The 17,906-nt window shown below is 55.1% G+C and carries 20 protein-coding genes; 7 read left to right on the top strand and 13 right to left on the bottom strand.

Annotated elements, in window-relative coordinates; translation table 11 throughout:
• Positions 1 to 4 precede the first annotated feature (4 nt).
• The 7 genes from MVC73_RS03520 to MVC73_RS03490 form a co-directional block, all read right to left on the bottom strand.
• Complete coding sequence (locus tag MVC73_RS03520) at positions 5 to 571, bottom strand: hypothetical protein (protein WP_297506967.1); 567 nt, start codon at positions 569 to 571, stop codon at positions 5 to 7.
• Between the two features lie 28 nt (positions 572 to 599).
• Positions 600 to 1,349 carry a DNA polymerase sliding clamp gene (locus tag MVC73_RS03515; RefSeq protein WP_297507035.1) on the bottom strand — a complete coding sequence of 250 codons (750 nt, stop codon included), beginning with the start codon at positions 1,347 to 1,349 and terminating at the stop codon, positions 600 to 602.
• A complete protein-coding gene (locus tag MVC73_RS03510) occupies positions 1,339 to 1,515 on the bottom strand; it encodes a hypothetical protein (protein WP_297506965.1) in 177 nt (58 codons plus the stop codon). Before MVC73_RS03510 ends, MVC73_RS03515 begins: the two co-directional genes overlap by 11 nt.
• The gene (locus MVC73_RS03505) at positions 1,512 to 1,844 is read right to left on the bottom strand and encodes a transcription factor S (RefSeq protein WP_297506963.1); all 333 of its coding nucleotides are present in this window, start codon (positions 1,842 to 1,844) and stop codon (positions 1,512 to 1,514) included. The genes MVC73_RS03510 and MVC73_RS03505 overlap by 4 nt, the downstream gene beginning before the upstream one ends.
• A 116-nt stretch (positions 1,845 to 1,960) precedes the next feature.
• Complete coding sequence (locus tag MVC73_RS03500) at positions 1,961 to 2,401, bottom strand: immunoglobulin-like domain-containing protein (protein WP_297506961.1); 441 nt, start codon at positions 2,399 to 2,401, stop codon at positions 1,961 to 1,963.
• Between the two features lie 85 nt (positions 2,402 to 2,486).
• Positions 2,487 to 3,782: a serine hydroxymethyltransferase gene (glyA, locus tag MVC73_RS03495; RefSeq protein ID WP_297507033.1), complete on the bottom strand. Its 1,296-nt coding sequence runs from the start codon at positions 3,780 to 3,782 to the stop codon at positions 2,487 to 2,489.
• 43 nt (positions 3,783 to 3,825) lie between these two features.
• A complete protein-coding gene (locus MVC73_RS03490; RefSeq protein ID WP_297507031.1) occupies positions 3,826 to 5,055 on the bottom strand; it encodes an aromatic amino acid transport family protein in 1,230 nt (409 codons plus the stop codon).
• Positions 5,056 to 5,201: 146 nt separating this feature from the next.
• Between MVC73_RS03490 and cobB the strand changes: the two genes are divergently transcribed.
• The 6 genes from cobB to MVC73_RS03460 are packed head-to-tail and all read left to right on the top strand — an operon-like array spanning position 5,202 to position 8,782.
• Positions 5,202 to 5,957, top strand: coding sequence for an NAD-dependent protein deacetylase (cobB, locus tag MVC73_RS03485; protein WP_297506959.1), 756 nt, complete (start codon positions 5,202 to 5,204; stop codon positions 5,955 to 5,957).
• A complete protein-coding gene (locus tag MVC73_RS03480) occupies positions 5,954 to 6,352 on the top strand; it encodes a DUF3783 domain-containing protein (RefSeq protein WP_297506957.1) in 399 nt (132 codons plus the stop codon). The genes cobB and MVC73_RS03480 overlap by 4 nt, the downstream gene beginning before the upstream one ends.
• A gap of 33 nt (positions 6,353 to 6,385) precedes the next feature.
• A complete protein-coding gene (locus MVC73_RS03475) occupies positions 6,386 to 7,117 on the top strand; it encodes a TIGR02253 family HAD-type hydrolase (RefSeq protein WP_297506955.1) in 732 nt (243 codons plus the stop codon).
• Positions 7,071 to 7,655, top strand: a complete 585-nt coding sequence (locus MVC73_RS03470; protein WP_297506953.1) for an ASCH domain-containing protein — start codon at positions 7,071 to 7,073, stop codon at positions 7,653 to 7,655. The genes MVC73_RS03475 and MVC73_RS03470 overlap by 47 nt, the downstream gene beginning before the upstream one ends.
• Positions 7,656 to 7,689: 34 nt before the next feature.
• Entirely contained in the window at positions 7,690 to 8,328 is a 639-nt protein-coding gene (locus MVC73_RS03465; protein WP_297506951.1) for a phosphatase PAP2 family protein, read from the top strand.
• Positions 8,321 to 8,782 (top strand): COG2426 family protein, encoded by a 462-nt coding sequence (locus MVC73_RS03460; protein ID WP_297506949.1) that lies wholly within the window; start codon positions 8,321 to 8,323, stop codon positions 8,780 to 8,782. The genes MVC73_RS03465 and MVC73_RS03460 overlap by 8 nt, the downstream gene beginning before the upstream one ends.
• A 7-nt stretch (positions 8,783 to 8,789) precedes the next feature.
• On the opposite strand, the gene MVC73_RS03455 is transcribed toward MVC73_RS03460, so the two are convergent.
• Complete coding sequence (locus tag MVC73_RS03455) at positions 8,790 to 10,070, bottom strand: MFS transporter (RefSeq protein ID WP_297506947.1); 1,281 nt, start codon at positions 10,068 to 10,070, stop codon at positions 8,790 to 8,792.
• Between the two features lie 100 nt (positions 10,071 to 10,170).
• Between MVC73_RS03455 and MVC73_RS03450 the strand changes: the two genes are divergently transcribed.
• The gene (locus tag MVC73_RS03450) at positions 10,171 to 11,355 is read left to right on the top strand and encodes an MFS transporter (protein ID WP_297506945.1); all 1,185 of its coding nucleotides are present in this window, start codon (positions 10,171 to 10,173) and stop codon (positions 11,353 to 11,355) included.
• 51 nt (positions 11,356 to 11,406) lie between these two features.
• On the opposite strand, the gene MVC73_RS03445 is transcribed toward MVC73_RS03450, so the two are convergent.
• The 5 genes from MVC73_RS03445 to MVC73_RS03425 all read right to left on the bottom strand — a co-directional run.
• Positions 11,407 to 13,818 (bottom strand): plasma-membrane proton-efflux P-type ATPase, encoded by a 2,412-nt coding sequence (locus MVC73_RS03445; RefSeq protein WP_297506943.1) that lies wholly within the window; start codon positions 13,816 to 13,818, stop codon positions 11,407 to 11,409.
• 158 nt (positions 13,819 to 13,976) lie between these two features.
• Complete coding sequence (locus MVC73_RS03440) at positions 13,977 to 15,299, bottom strand: TldD/PmbA family protein (protein WP_297507028.1); 1,323 nt, start codon at positions 15,297 to 15,299, stop codon at positions 13,977 to 13,979.
• 10 nt (positions 15,300 to 15,309) lie between these two features.
• Positions 15,310 to 16,728 carry a TldD/PmbA family protein gene (locus MVC73_RS03435; protein ID WP_297506941.1) on the bottom strand — a complete coding sequence of 473 codons (1,419 nt, stop codon included), beginning with the start codon at positions 16,726 to 16,728 and terminating at the stop codon, positions 15,310 to 15,312.
• A 330-nt stretch (positions 16,729 to 17,058) separates the two neighbouring features.
• A complete protein-coding gene (locus MVC73_RS03430; protein ID WP_297506939.1) occupies positions 17,059 to 17,352 on the bottom strand; it encodes a MazG nucleotide pyrophosphohydrolase domain-containing protein in 294 nt (97 codons plus the stop codon).
• 18 nt (positions 17,353 to 17,370) lie between these two features.
• The coding region (locus tag MVC73_RS03425; RefSeq protein ID WP_297506937.1) for an amino acid racemase at positions 17,371 to 17,906 on the bottom strand (536 nt) is incomplete at its 5' end.

Below are 17,906 nucleotides of genomic sequence, written 5' to 3'. Positions count from 1 at the left end.
TCCATCACTGGGGAAGCCTTATTTTAACGGCGACGCCCCGCCTAACGAGGACCGAGCCTATTTCCTCCGGGAGGGTCACGAGGTCACCTGCCATAAAGGGACCGTATTCCTTGAGGTCGGGCCCCATAACTGCTGGAAGGCTCTTGCCTACTATGTAAGCGTACCTCGGCCCCCTGAGGGGGCTCTCGGCGGGAGTGGGTTCGCTCTCCTCCTCGGCTTTCTCTTCAACTCCCTCCCCCGGGAGCTCCTCGCCCCTAACAAAAGCCCTGAGAACCCTGTAGAGCTTCCTTTCCTCGGCAGTCATATCCTCAAGCTTCCCATCAACGGCAAGGTCAACTATCTTGTGGAGCCTGAGCCTGAGGATTTCCCTCATCAGCTCCTCCGCTATCTTGAGCTGTGCGAGGTAGAGGCGCTCCTCTACGTCTTCACCCCTCTCGCGGGAGCTCTCGGCACTCAGCTTGAGGGCCTTTATCAGGCTGTCGTATTCCCGGTAGAAGTCCTCATCGAGCCTTACCAGCTCAAGTTTTGAAAGCTCCTCCTCAAGGAGCTCCCTGAGCTTCACGATGTCCATTCCCACCACCAAGGAAAGAAAAAGGGAATCACTCCTCGACGCGAGGAGCGAGAAGGAACGTCAGTCTGCCCTCGTCCCTTATGTAGTACTCCATCTGGAGGGGCATCTCGTTGCCGAAGCGGAGCGTTACCTCGTCGGCCTTTCCGATGCCCTTTATCATGTCGCTGAGGTAGCTTATTCCGTAGGCGCTCTTTGTCTCTTCCTCCACCTCAAGGTCGAGCAAACCTTCATCCTCAAGGGTTAGCCTTATCTCGACCTCGTTGGTCTCCCCTTCAGCCCTCATCGTGAACTCGTTCTCCTTGGCTATGAACTTTATGGCGTCGCTAACCAGCGAAGCGTCCTTAACGGCCTCCTTGAGAACCTCTCCGAGGAGAACGACCTTGGCGGTGAAGGGCAACTCGGGGAGCTCAAGTTCAAGCTCCTCAACGTCTATGAGGGGCAACCTGAAGGTTCTCTTCGCGGTTCCCTCAAAGGTTACCTCAAGGAAGTTCTCATCGCCCTTCCTGAGTATGAGGGTGTCCTTGGCCTTTCCGCGTTTGAGAACTTTCTTGAACTGGTCCATGTTTATGCCTATCGTCTCCGGCTCCTCGACCTCGTACTTGGAGAAGATGCTCTCCGGGAGGTTCAGGTCGATGAGTACAACCCTGCTCGGGTCCATGGCGCGCATGCTGATGCCTTCCTCCGTAAACTTGAACGCTGCCTCGTCTATCAGGTTGCTCGCCGTCGCTATCAGGTCAGCGAACTCCTTGGCCCCGTCAAAAACGACTTCAAACGGCATCTCCATCACCCTCCAGCAGTTTAAGCATGAGCCTAACCCTCTCTTTTCCTCGGAATAAATAAGCTTTTCCGTTGTCGGTGTCCGGTATTCTGCGGTAGGCTTCCTCAAGCTCCTTCAGGGCTTTTCTGGCCAGCCTGAGGAGCACTTCCCGCTCAAGCTCCCTCACTCGTAGGACCTCCAGACGTAGCCGCACTTGGTGCACTTGTAGAATATCGTGCTCGGCTCGTCACCGGCCCTCGTCTGGAGCTCCCACCAGTAGGCGGTGTCGTTACCGCACTTCGGACAGGTGACGTGGGCTATAGGAAGTGTCTTGAGATCCTGCTCGATGACCACTATCTCCTCGTCCGGCCTGTGCTCGACCTTCTGCTTTATCACGGTCTTCTCCCTGTCCTTCTCCTCGTCGAAGGGCTCCTCGTAACCGCAGACCCTGCAAACCCACACCTTCCTCTTCCTGTCGGGGAGCATGATGTTACCGCACTTTGGACAGAACTTCATTTTTCTCACCCCCTTTAGCCGAGGGCCGGGTATGTTGGAAGGGGATAAAAAGTTTTGCTCTCCCCCCAAGACCCGCTTCAAAAAGAGAGTTGGCAGTTGAAGAACTTCTGCCGGCTTTAACCCCTCACTTCAAACTCGGCCTGAAGTTTAAGCCCCGCTGGAGAGCCGGTTTTGTCCTTGAATGAGACCGACTTCTCTATCATGTAGTGGCCGGGGGATAGCCCAAGGTCGCTAAGCTTGACCTTCTGCTCCCAGCTCTTCCCGGGTTCTATGGTGACTGCCACCTGAATGAACATCAGCTTTACGGGGACTTCTTTCCACTCCCCGTTCTCCAGTTTGTAGAGCCTGAAGTTGTAGCTCGTCGTTATTGTAACGTTGCCCCTGTTGACGATGGTTATAGTCATCGTGTCCTCTGAAGTGTAAACGGCCTTGTCGAGCTTGAGGAAGACCGCTCTGTTCTGCTCCCCCTGAGAGGCTTTCCCCTCCTTTCCGGAGAGCAGGTAGTAGGCGGAGATGCCAACAACCAGAATCAGCAGCAGCGCGAGCACCCGCCTCATAGCATGCACCCGTCAAAAGTTCATAAAAACCCTTTTAACGGTTCCCAACGCTTCGAACCGGGTTGGAGTGAAAGAAGGAAAGGGGTCACTCCCTCAGCCTGAGGGGCAGACCGTGGTCGAAGGAGTAGTAGACCTTCTGGAACTCGGCGCGGAAGCCGTAAACATCTCTCCTAACCTTCTTCGGGTCTTCCTTGTCGAGGAGCACGCGCCTCATGAAGCGGGCTATCTCCTTCATCTCGTCCTCCATCATTCCGACCCTCGTCATCTCCTGGACACCTATTCTGAGACCGCTTGGCTCGTTGACCTTTTCGAGCGGGTCCCACGGCAGGAGGTTCTTGTTGAGAATTATGCCGGCCTCTTCCAAGAGCGGTGCAGCCCAGCCACCAGCGGAGGGGTGGAGGTCTGAGACGTCGACGATAACCTGGTGGCTCTCGGTGTAGCCCTTGTCCTCGCCGATTACCTTGAAGCCCTCCTCGGCTAAAGCTTCAGCGAGGGCCTTCGCGTTCTTGACTATCTGCCTCGCGTAGGCCTCACCGTATTCGAGCATCTCGGCAGCGGTAATCACCTTTCCGGCCATGTGGTGGAGGTGATGGTTGCTCAAAACGCCGGGGAAGATGGCCCACTGGAGCCTGGCTATCTCCTCGGTTTCGCCAAACTTCTTGTAGAGTATGACGCCGCCCTGCGGTCCCGGGAAGGTCTTGTGGGTCGAGGCGGTGATTATGTCGGCCCCCTCGCGGAGCGGGTCCTGGAACTGACCTCCAGCGATAAGGCCAAGGACGTGGGCGGCATCGTACATGACGTAAGCCCCGACCTCCTTTGCAACAGGCGCGAGCTCCTTGACCGGGTGCGGGAACGGGAAGAGAGAACCGCCGAAGACGACTATCTTGGGCTCGAGCTCCCTTATCATCTTCTCGGCCTTGTCAACGTCGATGTTAAACTCATCGTTGTCGAAGGGCCATGTGTGGACTTCGAGACCGCGCATACCAGCGGCACCAAAGGGCATGTGGCTTATATGTCCCCCGTGGCTGGTGTGGAGAACTATTGCCCTGTCTCCGGGCTGTGTTAAGCCGAAGAAAACCGCCTGGTTGGCGTTGGTTCCTGAGATGGGCCTTAAATCGGCGAAGTCGCTCTTGAAGAGCTTTGTGAAGAGTTCAACGCCAATAAGCTCGACCTCGTCAACGTACTTGCACCCCTGATAATAGCGTTGCCTTGGCCAGCCTTCGGCATATTTGTGCATGAAACCACTTGCAACTGCCCTTGTAACGCTCGGAGAAGTCACGTTTTCGCTCGCTATGAGGTTTATCGTGTGGGCCCTCCAGTGCTCGTGGTCCTCAATAAACTCCAGAACCCTGTCCCGGTATTCGCGGTAGCTTTCGGCCATTGGGAACACCTCGATGGTGGTTTGGGGGCGGGAGATATAAACCTTACCTAAGGTGTGCACGTGCACGGAAGTGTTCACCGAAGGGGCTCTTTGCCCTCAGCTTCCCGGCCGTCCAGATGAGGAAGGGCAGAACTATGAAGGCAAGCAGGTCTCCGGTGTCGCCGGCAAAGGCCAGCACATCAGCGAAGTTCCTCACCCCAGCCATGTAAACTAGGACGGGCGGGACAACGGTCAAAGCCCATGCGTGGAGCCTCTTGAGCCTCAGGAACTCCTCACTGTTGCTCTGCTGGGCAAGCCCTATGCCGATGTAGCTCGTGGTTATCGCGAGGAGTGGTATGAGGTTCCCGATAAGCCAGCCAGGCTTTCCGTAGAGTTCCTGAAGGGCCAGCGTGGCAACCTCGGGCGTGTTCCTGCCGAAGACGAGGAGGAACGATGCGGTGAAGATCGCGTATACCGCAGTCGGTATGAGGAAAGCCAGAACGACGACCCTCTTCGTCTTTTCATAGCTCCCGAGCCCTTTGTAAACATCGGGGATAACCGTGTGACAGCCGAGGGCGAAGATAGCAACGCCGGTTATGCTGAGTATCCCCGAGAGGTCGGCGTAGAGGCCGTTCTCCAGCTTCGCGTGGGGTATGAGCATAAGGGTAACCCCGATGAAGAGGACGAGCATCACGTAGCTCATTATTAGCTCCGTCTTCCCGCTGGCTTCGAGGCCGTGGTAGATTACCGCCGATGCCAGAAGCCAGAAGAGTAGCCCGCCGAGGGTTTCGCTAACCCCGAGAAGGCTCGCCAGAACCTGCCCCATGCCGGCCACGTAAGCCAGCAGGGCCCCAAAGCTCATCAGCGTTATGCTGAGGTACATCAGCCAGCCACCGGGCTTTCCAAGGGTCTTTCCGGCAATCGTGCTCATCTGGGCCCCTCCCATCCCCGCAGAGAACCTGAGGACTATCAGGGCCGTGGCGAGCAGGAGGAGCATTACGCCCGTCAGAACTCCAAGCGCTGGAATGAGGCCGACCTTACTGGCCGCGTACGGCAGTCCGAGGACTCCCGCTCCTATCTGCGTCCCCACGAGGATTGCAAGGGCCTCACCCTCGCTGATTCTCCTTCCCTCAACCCTTATCGTGCTGACCCTCAGTCCCCTCGCGCACTTCCTCCTCCTTATGTTCTGGATTACAGTGAGCTTTTTCCTCCTCTGGGAGGCTATCCGGGCCGAATAGTACCTCCCATGAGAAGTGGCGACCTTTTTTCTCTCAACACCCTCCGAGACCGGCATTTCTCTCACCGGTTTAACGTACAGATGAGCACAATTTAAACCCTCGCACGGGAATTTGAAAGGGTTTTCAAAAAATATTCGAGTTCAGGCTTGGACTCCAAAAACCGGCGGGCAGTATTTTTAAGCCCCGCCGAGTATGTGATAACATGCTCGAGAGGGCCGCAAGGTTGCTCGCCTCCTCCCGCTCCGCAATAGCCTTTACCGGGGCAGGAATAAGCGCCGAGAGCGGAGTTCCAACCTTCAGGGACAGGGACGGGCTCTGGAAGAACTACAAAGCCGAGGAGCTGGCGACTTCCGAGGCCTTCAGGAAAAATCCAAAGCTAGTGTGGGACTTCTACCGCTGGAGGATGAGGCTCATATTGAAAGCCCGGCCGAACCCCGCACACTACGCCCTTGCTGAGCTTGAAAGGCTCGGACTCCTCAAGGCCGTGATAACGCAGAACGTCGATGACCTGCACCGCGAAGCTGGGAGCAGGAATGTGATTGAACTACACGGCAACATCTTCAGGGTCAGGTGCACATCCTGCTCCTATCGAGAAAACCTGAAGGAGAGCGATACTCTTGAGGAGTTCCTCTCAATGGAAGGGCTCCCGAAGTGCCCTGAGTGCGGTTCCCTGCTCAGGCCCGATGTTGTTTGGTTCGGCGAGCCCTTGCCGAGGGAAGCCCTTGAAAGGGCCTTCGAACTGGCCGAGAGGGCAGACCTAGTGCTCGTCATCGGGACGAGCGGTGTCGTTTATCCGGCCGCTTACATACCCTACATCGTGAAGGAGAACGGAGGAAAGGTCGTTGAGATAAACGTCGAGAGGAGCGGGATAACGCCAATAGCAGACGTTTTCATCCGCGGAAAGGCGGGGGAGGTGCTACCCCGTATCGTTGAGCTCGTTAAGGAGGTGGTTGTATGAGACTTCTCCTGATAGGTTTTCCAGAGGAGGAAGTGCAGAGAATACTCAAGGAGACGGGCATACCCGTCATCCCGGTTCCGGAGCACTTCAAAGGCCTCAAGGTTAGGGAAATCCTTGAGAGGACATGCGAGAAGGCTGGCATATGGACTGACAGGAAGTTCGTGATAATGCACGGGGTCGACAACGAGACCCTTAAGAGGGTCATCTCGATAGTGAGGGGCATCTCGCGGGAGAGGGTCATATTCGCCACGACAACGGAGACGAGCCTTGAGTGGCCACTGGAGAGACTCCTCCACGAGCTCATCCAGGAGGACGAGTACTTCAGGGCAATGCGCGAGGCCAAGAAGCAGGTCCCTAGGGGCCCATACCTTGATCTGGGCATAGGCAAGGGTTAAATAGGGTCGGGACAACTGGTTGTGGGGAGAGGGATGATCAAGGCGGTCTTCTTTGACCTTGATGATACCATAGTTGATACAACGCGACTGGCCGAGATGGCGAGGAGAAACGCCATAGAGAACATGATAAGGCACGGCCTTCCCGTTGACTTCGATACCGCCTACGGTGAACTGCTGGAGCTAATAAGCGAGTACGGGAGCAACTTTCCGAGGCACTTCGACTACCTTCTCCGGAGGCTGGAACTCCCCTACAACCCGAAGTGGGTCTCTGCGGGAGTTATAGCGTACCACAACACCAAGATAGCCTATCTGAAGAGCGTTAGGGGGGCGAGGAGAACCCTGCTCCGCCTGAAGAAGGAGGGCTACGTTCTGGGCATAATAACCGACGGTGACCCCGTTAAGCAGTGGGAAAAGATACTCCGCCTTGAACTCGGCGAGTACTTTGACCACGTTTTCATCTCCGACGAGCTCGGCGTTAAAAAGCCCCATCCGAAGATATTCCAGAAGGCCCTTCAGAAAGCTAACTTGAAGGCCGGAGAGGCCGTGATGGTGGGGGATAGACTCTACTCGGACATCTACGGCGCCAAGAGAGTTGGCATGACAACTATCTGGTTCCGCTACGGAAAATACGCCGACAGGGAGCTTGAGTACAGGAAGTACGCGGACTTCACGATAAGCTCCCTTGAGGAGGTTCCGGGAATCGTTGGGAGGTTCAACTGTGAAGAAGAAAAAAGGAGTTCAGATAAGGAAGTTCATCCTGATTGACTCTGCTTACAAGTCCAGAATCCTGCGCGGGGACAAGGTGACGACGGTACGCTACGGGAACTATGAAGCCAAGCCGGGCAGCGAGGTTTACCTAGTGGTAACGCCGAGTGACACTGCTATAGCAAAGGTCAGGATAACGAAGGTCGAGCGGAAGAAGGTGAGAGAACTCACGAACAAAGACGCCAGGCTCGACGGCTTCTCCGACGTTAAGGAGCTTTTGAGGGAGCTGAACAAAATCTACGGCGAACTCTACGGCGATGATGAGGTTACCGTCATAGGCTTTGAGGTCGTCAAGCGCTTTAGAGATGGAATTCCGCTCAGGTGGCTTAAGGGTCTCAACTATCACGAGCCTGATGAGATAGCGAGGCTCTACCTCGAAAACCGGGAAAGGCTCAACTTCAACCGCGAGACTGATTTCATAATGCGCCGCATCTACAACGAGGGCCTCGGAAAGGCCGTGAGAACCTTCGGGCCAAAGAGGGTTCAGCAAGCCCTCCTCAAGGTCTATCACGGCCTCTACGCCGAGGGACTGATTTAGAAAAGCTTTTAATAATGTCCTCCTTCCAAGGCCCATGGAGCGGAAAGGGATTTTCCTTATGCTCACCGCCCTGCTCGCCCTTTTGCTCATCCTCCAGATAGGTGGTCTTTTCGAGAACATGAACCGGGCCGTTGATAGGGCCCTCCCCTCCGGAGGCCCGGCGGTTTCCCTTCTAACAGCTACGGCCTCAGGCATTACCATCCTCTACCTGCTCCTTCTCTTCATCCTTGACATCAGGAAGGAGGGGAGGCTCAGCAGGTTCACGCTGGAGCTTACCGTTGCCTTCATCATTTCGATGGTCATAGTGGCAATTCTCAAGGTTCTGACTGACCTTCCTAGGCCCGGGGAGGAGAGAGTAAGCTGGGGCATTTTCAAGCGCATCGGGCATCTCGGTTACTTCTCCTTCCCCTCCGGTCATACTACCAGGGCCTCGGTCTTCGCCTACTTCCTCGCGAAGCGCTGGAAAAGGCTCTGGCCACTCTGGTGGGGCTGGGCGATTGCGATAGCCCTCTCAAGGTTGCTCCTCCACGTCCACTGGTTCAGTGACGTGCTCTTCGCCCTCTTCCTCGGCCCATGGACGGGTCTGCTCGTCGAGCTGACCGAGAACAGGTGGCTACCCCTTTACAGAGCTCTTGTGAGAAAGCTCGGAGCGGAGGTGCTGGACGTTGAATGAGTTCCTTCAGGTTTTCCTGCTCTCTCTGATTCCGACATTCGAGGGGAGGTATGCAATAGTCTACGGCATAGGCCGGGGCTATCCCCTCTGGGAGACCCTTCTCTCGGCAACCCTCGGGGTTCTACTTCTCTCGCTCGTCCTTCCTGCGGTTTTACCCTACATAGACAGGCTCATGCTCTGGCTTGAGGGCACTACCTTGAAGAGAATAGCCCGCCTCTACCTATACTACATCGAGCGCGTCAGGAAAAAGGCCCACCCCTACGTAGAAAAGTGGGGCTTCTGGGGGCTCCTCCTCTTCGTTGCAGTGCCGTTGCCGGGAACGGGAGTGTGGACGGGTTCCCTCGCCGCCTACGTCTTCGGCATAGAGAAGAGGCAGACGGTTCCAGCTCTAATCCTCGGTGGCCTTCTGAGCATGGCCATAACCCTCGGGCCGACCCTTGGGCTGTTCGGATAAGGGGAAATCAGGAGAGCTCCCTCCCCATCGTCTCCTCACCAAGCGCAAGAACGTCCAGCGCTCCAGCTATCGCAACAACCGCTATAACCAGAACCGCCAGAGCGGCGCTCCCGGCTTCCATTATCTTCCCGGCCAGTATCGGCGCTATGCCACCTCCAATCCTCGCCATCGCCCCGGCCCAGCCCGTTCCTGTGCCCCTGACCTCAGTCGGGTAGAGCTCAGGGGTGTAGGCGTATATCGCTCCCCATGCACCGAGGTTGAAGAAGCTGAAGGCTATTGCGCTCCCCATTATCATCGCCTCCCTGGCCGAGCTGGCTGAGTAGTAGAAGGCTATGCCCGCTATGCCCGAGAGGAGCAGGTAGTAGGAGAGCGTCTTCTTCCTGCCTATCCTTTCGAGGAGGTAAGCGGCGCTCCAGTAGCCGGGGAGCTGTGCTATGGCCGTTATTATGAAGTACTGGAAGCTCTTGAAGACGGTTATGCCGAGAGTGGCCGAGAGGAACTTCGGGAGCCAGATGAAGAAGCCGTAGTAGGCGAAGGCTATGCTGAACCACGCGATGGTGAGCATGAGCGTCGTTTTGGCGTAGCCCCTCCAGAGGTCACTGACGGAGGCCTTTCTCCTTTCTTCGGGCTTCTCAAGTCTTACGCTCACCCCAAAGATTTTCCGTATTGTCTCCTCGGCCTCTTTGAGACGTCCCTTTGCAAGGAGGAAGCGGGGAGACTCCGGAAGAGCCAGGAGAGCCGGAAGGATAAGGATTATCGCGCCACCGAAGAGCAGTATGCTCCTCCAGTCGGCTTTTACGAGCAATGCCACGCCTCCGATTATTATCGTCCCGACCGCCCAGAAGCTCTCAAGGATTGAGATCATAGCGCCCCTTATCGAGCTGGGCATGAACTCGGCGAAGTATGAGCTCGCGACCGGGAGCGAACCTCCGAGGCCGAGGCCGACGATGAAGCGCAGAAGTATGAGCTGGTCAAGGCTTCCGGCAAATGAACTTATTATTGAGCCGAGCGAAAAGGTGGCAACCGCGAGAACCAGCGTCCTCTTCCTCCCGATCCTGTCTGCCAGATAGCCGAAGAGCCACGCCCCGAAGAGCATCCCGAAGAGCGCCGATGAGCCGAGGGAGCCGAGCTTGGCTAAGCTTCCCTGGAACTTGGGTTCCTTCTTCAGCAGAGCGATGACAAAGCCGGCCGAGATTGTGTTGACCGCTATGAAGGCCCACACCGTTCCGAGGATCGCTAAAAGCCAGTAGTGGAACTTATTCAAGCGGGAGTTTTCGATGGCCTCCATTTCCCTCCCCCCCCCCAATCGGGGTAGGGCAGGGGGAGTTTTAAGGGTTTCCCGGCCCAAAGCTTTAAATTCCCCTGCTAGAACACTCAGAGGTGGTTAAATGGACGTCCTGAGGAGGTTTAAGCTCCTCTTTTCCATGACCTACGCGGGATTCCTCGGAAACATTGCGGTGATATACTACCTTTCCCGTGGGCTGACCTACGGTGAGATAGGCCTTGCCACGGCCATAGCCGGGCTTGGATTTTTCCTCTTTGAGGTTCCCACTGGAGTTGTCGGTGACAAAGTGAGCAGGAAGACCAGCGTTCTAATCGGACTGTCAATAATGCCCCTTGCGACCCTTCTCCTTATCCTCCTCAAGAGTTTCTGGGTTCTTCTTGCCTCGGAGCTTCTTGGGACGCTGGGGGCTTCCTTTGTGAGCGGGAGCCTCCAGGCGTGGTTCTTTGACAATCTAAAGGCTGTGGGAATGGAGAGTCAGTTCAGGGAAATCTGGAGGTCAACCCAGAAGCTTTCCCTGGCTGTCAGCTCGACCACAACGGTACTCGGTGGATTTATCGCACAGTTCTTCGGGTTTGGTCCGGTCATAGTCCTGACTGCCCTTGTGCAGATCCTTCTAGTTCCTCTGGCCATGAGCATACCTGAGGTTGGATTTTCAAAGCCCGAAACCTCTTACACGCTCCACATTATAAATTCCTGGCGCGAGCTGAGAAAACCCGAGATCGCGTGGCTAATTGCCTACCTTCTCTCAGTTACCCTCGCCCTGAACCAGTTCAGGAAATTCTTTGAACCGTACCTCGGGAGCATCCTCGCGGTCTTTTTGGGCACAACTATTACACGAACCCTCGGGATTCTTGGACTCGTTGAGGTTCTCGTAAAAGTCATCCCCCGGTATGCAGGGGTTGCAGTGAAGGGAAAAATCGGGAGAGTTCTCCATGAGATCGCGCCCCTTGGAATCCCCCTCGCGACGGTTTTATCAGTTATTATTCCAAATCCCGTTCTTGTTGTTCTTCTTGGGGTTATTGCCACCCTCTTCGCATCAGCCTTTACCTTCAATTTCTCGGTGGAGTTCCAGAGGAGGATTTCAAGTGGGAAGAGGGCAACTGTAATTTCCCTTAGGAACATGGTCTTGGCACTCGTTACATCGGTGTTTTACATCATCTATGGCTTTGCGGTTGACTGGCTTGGACTGCGGGAGGCGAGGTTTTTCTTTGCAGTGTTTCTCTTAGGAATAGGCGTTGCCTTTAAGGTCATTCGAGCCCTCGGCGTCCTCGGCGATGTCCTCGACTGAGACATTTGACAGAAGATTGATAAAAAGATACGGGAACAAATCTTTAGGTTCTCAGAGTCCCTCCATCCTTCTTAGGACGATTACCTTTGCCTCGTCGAGCGCCAGCATCCAGGCGAGGGCGTAGCCCCAGATGAGGAGCGAAAGCTTCCAGCCTATCGGGGTCACGAAGATGCCGTAGACCACTATAAGTGTCGCGAGGACTTTTGTTATCACCGCCGACCAGAATAGGAGACTGCTCGGATAGGGCTTCTCCCAGAGGTGACCCCTCGCCCTCGTCACGAATATCGTCAGGTGTCCTGCCACCGCGAGCTTCAGGAAGATGAAGGACTGTATCTCTGGTCTGCTGAGCAGGAGAACCCTCTCAGCTATGTAGAACAGGAGGAAGGAGCTTATCACTCCGACGAAGCCGAGAAGTGTCGAGAGGACGAGGACCTTGTACATGTTCCAGCGGACGGGCTTTCTCGGTGTTACGACGTTGTCGTACGCTATGGCCAGTATAGGAGCGTCGTTGAAGAGGGCGAGGAGAACTATCATTATTGCCGTTATCGGATAGAAGTTAAAGACGAGTATGGCGAGGGTTATGAAGAAGAGGACCCTTATCGTCTCGGTTATGCGGTAGATGACGTAGCTCTCCATCCTCTGGAAGATTCTCCTTGCCTCTTCAATCGCGTGGGCTATAACCGACAGTCCCGGCTGGAGGAGGACAACATCCGCCGCTGCCCTTGCCGCGTCAGTCGCTCCCGAGACCGCTATACCACAGTTGGCCTTCTTGAGTGCGGGAGCATCGTTTACGCCATCGCCGGTCATGGCCACCATATGCCCCGCCCTCTGAAGTGCATCAACGATCCTGAACTTGTGCTCCGGGAAAACCTCGGAGAAGCCGTCGGCTTCCTCTACGAGCCTCTCAACTTCAGAATCGCGCTTCGCCTTGAGCAGTTCGGTCATGGACACTATCCTCGTCCCGAGACCTAGTATCTTCGCTATGTGCCTCGCTATCGCTATGTGGTCGCCCGTGACCATCTTGACATTAACGCCGAGCTTCCTTATGGCTTTTATGGCCCTCGGCGCGTCGTCCCTCGGCGGATCGAAGAGCGGGATTATACCCACGAACTCCCACTTACCGTCCCGTGTTCTCGCAACTCCAAGGGCCCTGTAGCCCTCTTCGGCGAGACTATCAACGACCTTTGTTGCCTCCTCCCTGAGCTTCTCATCCGCCTTGCAGAGGTCGAGAATAACCTGCGGTGCGCCCTTGGCTACCTTGAACTTCTCATCGTTGCTTATCTCTGCCTCGGTTCTCTTTATCACCGGGTCAAAGGGCGTGAAATGAACCTGCTTGAACTTCGATATTGCATCTCTAAGCTTGAACCTGTCGAGGGCCCTTAAAATCGCAAGGTCTATCGGGTCGTTGTCCTCTTCTCTGCTCGCCAGCGCACCATAGAAAACAACGTCCTCCTTTTTGTAGCCGTTGAAGGGAACAGGGTCTCCAACCGTCAGCTCGTTCTTCGTGAGCGTTCCAGTTTTATCGGAGCAGAGGACATCAACCCCAGCCAATTCCTCGATTGAGACGAGCTTCGTAACAACGGCCTGCTTCTTGGCGAGGTTCAAAGCACCTATCGCCATCGTTATTGAAAGCACCGCCGGCATTGCCGCTGGTATAGCCGCCACCGTCAGGACGAGGCTAAAGCGCAGGGCCTCGATGAGGCTCTCGTGCCTGTGGATAGCCACAATGAACACGACGGAGACGAGAAGGAGGGCGAGGATTATAAGGTAGTCGCCGACCTTGATGACCATCTTCTGGAACGAGCTGACCGTTTTAGCGCTCTCAACGAGCTGAACCGTCTTGCCGAAGTAGGTGTTCAGACCGGTTCCGGTGACAACTGCCGTCATTTCGCCCTTCTTAACGAGAGAACCTGAGAAGGCTATGTCCCCTATCTTTTTCTCAACTGGAAGTGACTCACCAGTGAGTGCCGATTCATCAACGAGAAGGTATTCACCCTCTATGAGCTTGACGTCAGCGGGGATTATGTCTCCCATCCTCAGGCGGATTATATCGCCCGGGACGAGCTCCCTCGCCGGGATGACTTTCCACTGGCCGTCGCGCAGAACCCTTGCCTTCAGCGCCATCTTCTGCTTGAGGTATTCGATAACGTTCTCAGCTTTGTGCTCCTCCCAGAAGCCGACGATACCGTTGAGAGCCAAAAGGGTCATGATTATCCAGAAGTCGGCCCAATGCCTTATTATCGCCGAAAGAACCGCTGCGAGCTCTATCATCCAAGGAATTGGACCCCAGAAGTATGAGAGAAACTTTATAACAGGGTTTACCTTCTTCTCAGGTATCTCGTTTGGCCCGTACTTCTCAAGCCTCCTCTTAGCTTCATCAGAGCTCAGTCCGTTTCTCGACGTCCCGAGATCCTTGAGAACCTCATCAACGCTAACGTGCTTGTAATTTTTTCCAACGACCATGTTCTCCCCCTTGGTCATATTCGAGGAAAGAGTATATAGGAATTTCGGGCATTTTCAAAATGAAACTACGACAAAATTAAAGATTAAGAAATCGTTCATCTGAAGGATTACAAGCCACTTTTTGATCATCCTTCACGTTCCAAAGTAAAAAATAAAAATCATTTCGTCGCCCTCGTTATGCCAACGTCCTTCACTAAGACGTAGGGCGTCGTTACCGGAGTTTCCACCTCCCACCAGTGGATGTGGTGGCTCTCCCTGCTCATGGCCTCGACCCTGCTTAAAATCCCGAGGAGGTTGTCGCTGACGCGGATGTTTCTAATCGGCTTCAAGTTGCCGTCCTCGATGAGGAAGATGCCGTCCCTAGGGATGGTCGAGAAATCACCGGTGACGTAGTTCTGGAAGCGCGTGTACCAGACGTTGGTTATGTAGATTCCCCGCTTAACCTCGCCGAAGAGCTCATCCTTTGAGTAGTCGCCGGGCTCAAGGACGACGTTCCATGCGTGGGGCATTATCAAGCCGGCGTTTGCCGTCGTCTCGGTCTTGTACTTCCTCGCTAAACTCGTGTTGAGGAGGAAGGTTTTGAAGGTTCCCTTCTCGATTATCGTCGTCTCCCTCGTTGGAACGCCCTCGTCGTCGAACTTTCTCGTGCCGTAGCCGTTCGGCATGTTGCCGACGTCCCTGATCGTAACAATCTCACTGGCAACCCTCTGGCCGAGTTTGCTCACGAAGGGCGAAAAGCCCGCCTCTGCAGCGTAAGCTGACGTCATGAAGCTCATGTAGCTCAGCAGGTTGGCAAAGGCAAGCGGGTCAAAGATGACGTCAAAGCGCCCTTCAGACCCCTGCTCCGGGTTTTTAGCTAAGCTCGCTATCTCGCCGGCCTTTCTTCCGGCCGATTCAGGGTCGAACTTTTTCAAAACCCTCACTGAGTTAGTCCCGTGGCCACTCTCAAGATCGCCGACGAAGGCTCTAACGCTTATCTCTATTCCCGTTCCTTCATCAAAGGCCTCCACACCGTTGCTCGTGGTGAGGTAAATCCTGTTGTGGTCGGTGTAGAGAACCCCGGCAACGCGCTTTGCCCCTTCCTCAAGGGCCGAGTTTATGGCGACCTCAACGTACTCGTTCGGCTCGTCGAGTTCGACGATGGCCTTATCAAAGGTCTCCGGAATGTCCTTATACTCGAACGGTCCCTCCGCTATTCCGTAGTAGTCCTCCTTCGGCGCCATGCCCCTCATGTTGCTCAGGAGCGTTTTGAGGGTGCGCTCGATGTTCTCCTCGCTCAGCTCGGTTATCGTCGTCCCGGCGATTCTCTTGTCAAGCTCGACGAAGAGCTCGACCTTCCTCTCGTGCCAGTTTTTCGCCACCGTTATCTCGTTGTTGGCGAATCTAACCTGCCTCCTGTTCGTTTCATAGGCGAGAACAACCACATCGCCGAAACCGAGCTCTTTGGCCTTCCTCAGGATGAAATCGTTAAGCTCGAACATTTCCACCACCTCAGTACCTCAGCGGTATATCGCGAAGCCTCGCGTGAGCACCGCCCATCCAGACCGGGACGCCCTGTCCGGGTTCGCCCTTTCCACAGGTTCCCGGGTAGAATTCGACGTCCTTCCCAACCGCGTCAACGCTGCTCCAGAGTGCCCTCGTCGTTATCTCAAGGATCGGCCTCTTTACCGGGTGCTTTATTTCTCCGTTCTCGATGAGATACGCTTCCCTGCCTATGTACCTCTGCTGGTACCTCCTGTCGTCTATGTTCCACTCGTTGAAGCTCACCATGTAGACGCCGAGCTTGACGTCTTCAATCAGCTCTTCAAAGCTGTAGTCGCCGGGTGCCAGATAGGTGTTGGCCATCCTCACGATCGGCTCGCGGTTGTAGTTGATTGCCCTCGCTGCTGCGTTCGACCTCTGGCCGAGCTTGTAGGCGTACTCGCGGTTGGTGAGGAACTCGGTGATGATTCCGTCCCTTATGAGATACCTCGGCCTCGCTTTTACGCCCTCGTCGTCGTAGAGGTAGAAGCCCCAGCTGTTCGGTATGGTCGGGTCGTCTATGACGGTAACTACCTCGCTACCAATCCTCTCGCCGAGCATGTCCGGTTTCACGAAGCTCTCTCCAGCCTGAGCAGCTTCCCTTCCAAAAATTCTGTCGGCCTCGTAGGGATGTCCAACGCTCTCGTGGACGGCTATGCCAGCTACCTCCGGACTTATAACGAGGTCAACCTTCTCCTCGGGCGGTTTCTTGCCCTCGTAGATGAGCTTTTTGAGCGCCTGCACGTCCTTGACGGCCCACTCCCAGGGCTCGTCCTTCTCGATGAGCTCTAAGCCACCTGAAAAGGCCCTTTCCACGAAGGGCGCCTGCTCCATCTGGCCGTTCTCGAAAACGACGAGGTTGTACATCATGGAGACGCGTGGGATGATGCTCTCGATGAACGCTCCGTCGCTGTTGGCTATTACCTTGTGCCAAACCTGGTCGGAGTAGCTTAGATAGCGCATCGGCACGTTTGCGCCGGTGGCCTTTACCTCTTCCTCGATTTTCCTGAGGAGCTCAAGCTTCTCCTCGGGAGAAACGTCGCGGAAGTCCTTGCGCATCTTGACCTCATAGTAAACCTCGTGGAAGTCCTCCTCTGAAAAGCGTATTGGCTCGTTCCTGACGCGGGAGGCAGATTTGGCGAGCTTTACGGCCTTCTTCACTGCCTCCTCCATGCTTTCCCTCGTGAGGACGTTCGTGCTTGCGAAGCCCATTCCTCCGCCGACAAGAACGCGAACTCCAATGCCCCTATCTGCCAGAATTTCCAGCCCCTCGGGAGAGCCATTCTTCATTGCCAGAGAAGTGCCGTTCTTCTCCTCAAAGCGGGCCTCGGCGTAGTCTGCGCCGAGGTCAAGGGCCTTCTCCACGGCGAACTCTACAAGTTCATGCATGCACACCACCTCGGATTACTGCATGGAATAGTGCTCGCTGGAGTATAAAATTCTTTCCGTTTAGATGGTGGTCGAAAAGGCGCGCAAGGGTTAAATTGGAGGGGATAGAGGAGCTCCTCAAGTTAAAGACTCGGGAGCTTGAATGGGAAAGGAAGAGAGGCTTAAGAAACTCTCCAGGGAAACTTTAGAGGGAGGAATGGAAAAGGCCAAGAAAGAGCTCGGCCTTTGAGGTGCCATTGATGGCCTGTGAACTCCAGTGGAAGAAACCGCCTATCCTCGTCATTAAATTGGCAAAATGGGAGAAGCTTTACAAGTAATCCTAAAACCGTTCTAAAACCTCTCCTCGCACTCGCACGGCTTCTTCCCGCAGTATGGGCAGACGCCGGGGTACTTCTTCTTTGCGGCATCTTCGAGGTCTATCCCGAGGAGGTTCGCCAAACTGGCTAGCCACGCCAAAACATCCGCGAACTCCTCCTCCATAGATTCCCTGTCCCTTTTCCTTATCGCCTCGCTCAGCTCTCCAACTTCTTCAACGAACCAGAGGAAGGTTCTCTCGACGCCTCGCTTAGAATCCTTGTGGAAGTATATCTCCCTGATCATCTGCTGGAATTCCCTTATCTCCATCTCCCTCACCCGAGGGGCTTAAAATCCACTCGCCAACTCGATTAGCTTCCTCATGTGGATTTTCGCGGTGTCGAAGACTTCAACCGGAACGTCGCCGGGCTTTATGGCAAGGGGAAGCTCTGTGCAGCCGAGGATAACCCCTTCGATGCCCTTTTCCCTCGCGTACCTCTCGACGAGGCTTAAAAGGTAGAGCCTGCTCCTCAGGTTCTCGAAGGCGAGCTCGTTAAATATTATCCGGTTGATCTCATCAATTTCCTCCTCTCCCGGCGTTACAACGTCGAAGCCCGCCTCCCGAAGGGCGTTCTTATAAAAGCCGGCCGTCATGGTGGTCTTCGTCCCGAGAAGGAGGACTTTCTTAACTCCTCTCCTCTCCATCTCCTCGATGAGGGCATCTATTATGCTGACCATCGGAACGTTCACCGCTTTTTGAACCTCAGGAAAGACTATGTGTGGCGTGTTGGCAGTCATGGCGATTATCTCAGCCCCAGCCCTCTCAAGGGCTCTCGCCGCGTTTATGAGGAGCTCCTTTCTCCCCTCCCAGCCCCGGGGGTTGT

This window comes from Thermococcus sp. (assembly GCF_027052235.1).
Taxonomy (GTDB): Archaea; Methanobacteriota_B; Thermococci; order Thermococcales; family Thermococcaceae; genus Thermococcus.
This window is presented reverse-complemented; position numbering and strand designations above follow the sequence as displayed.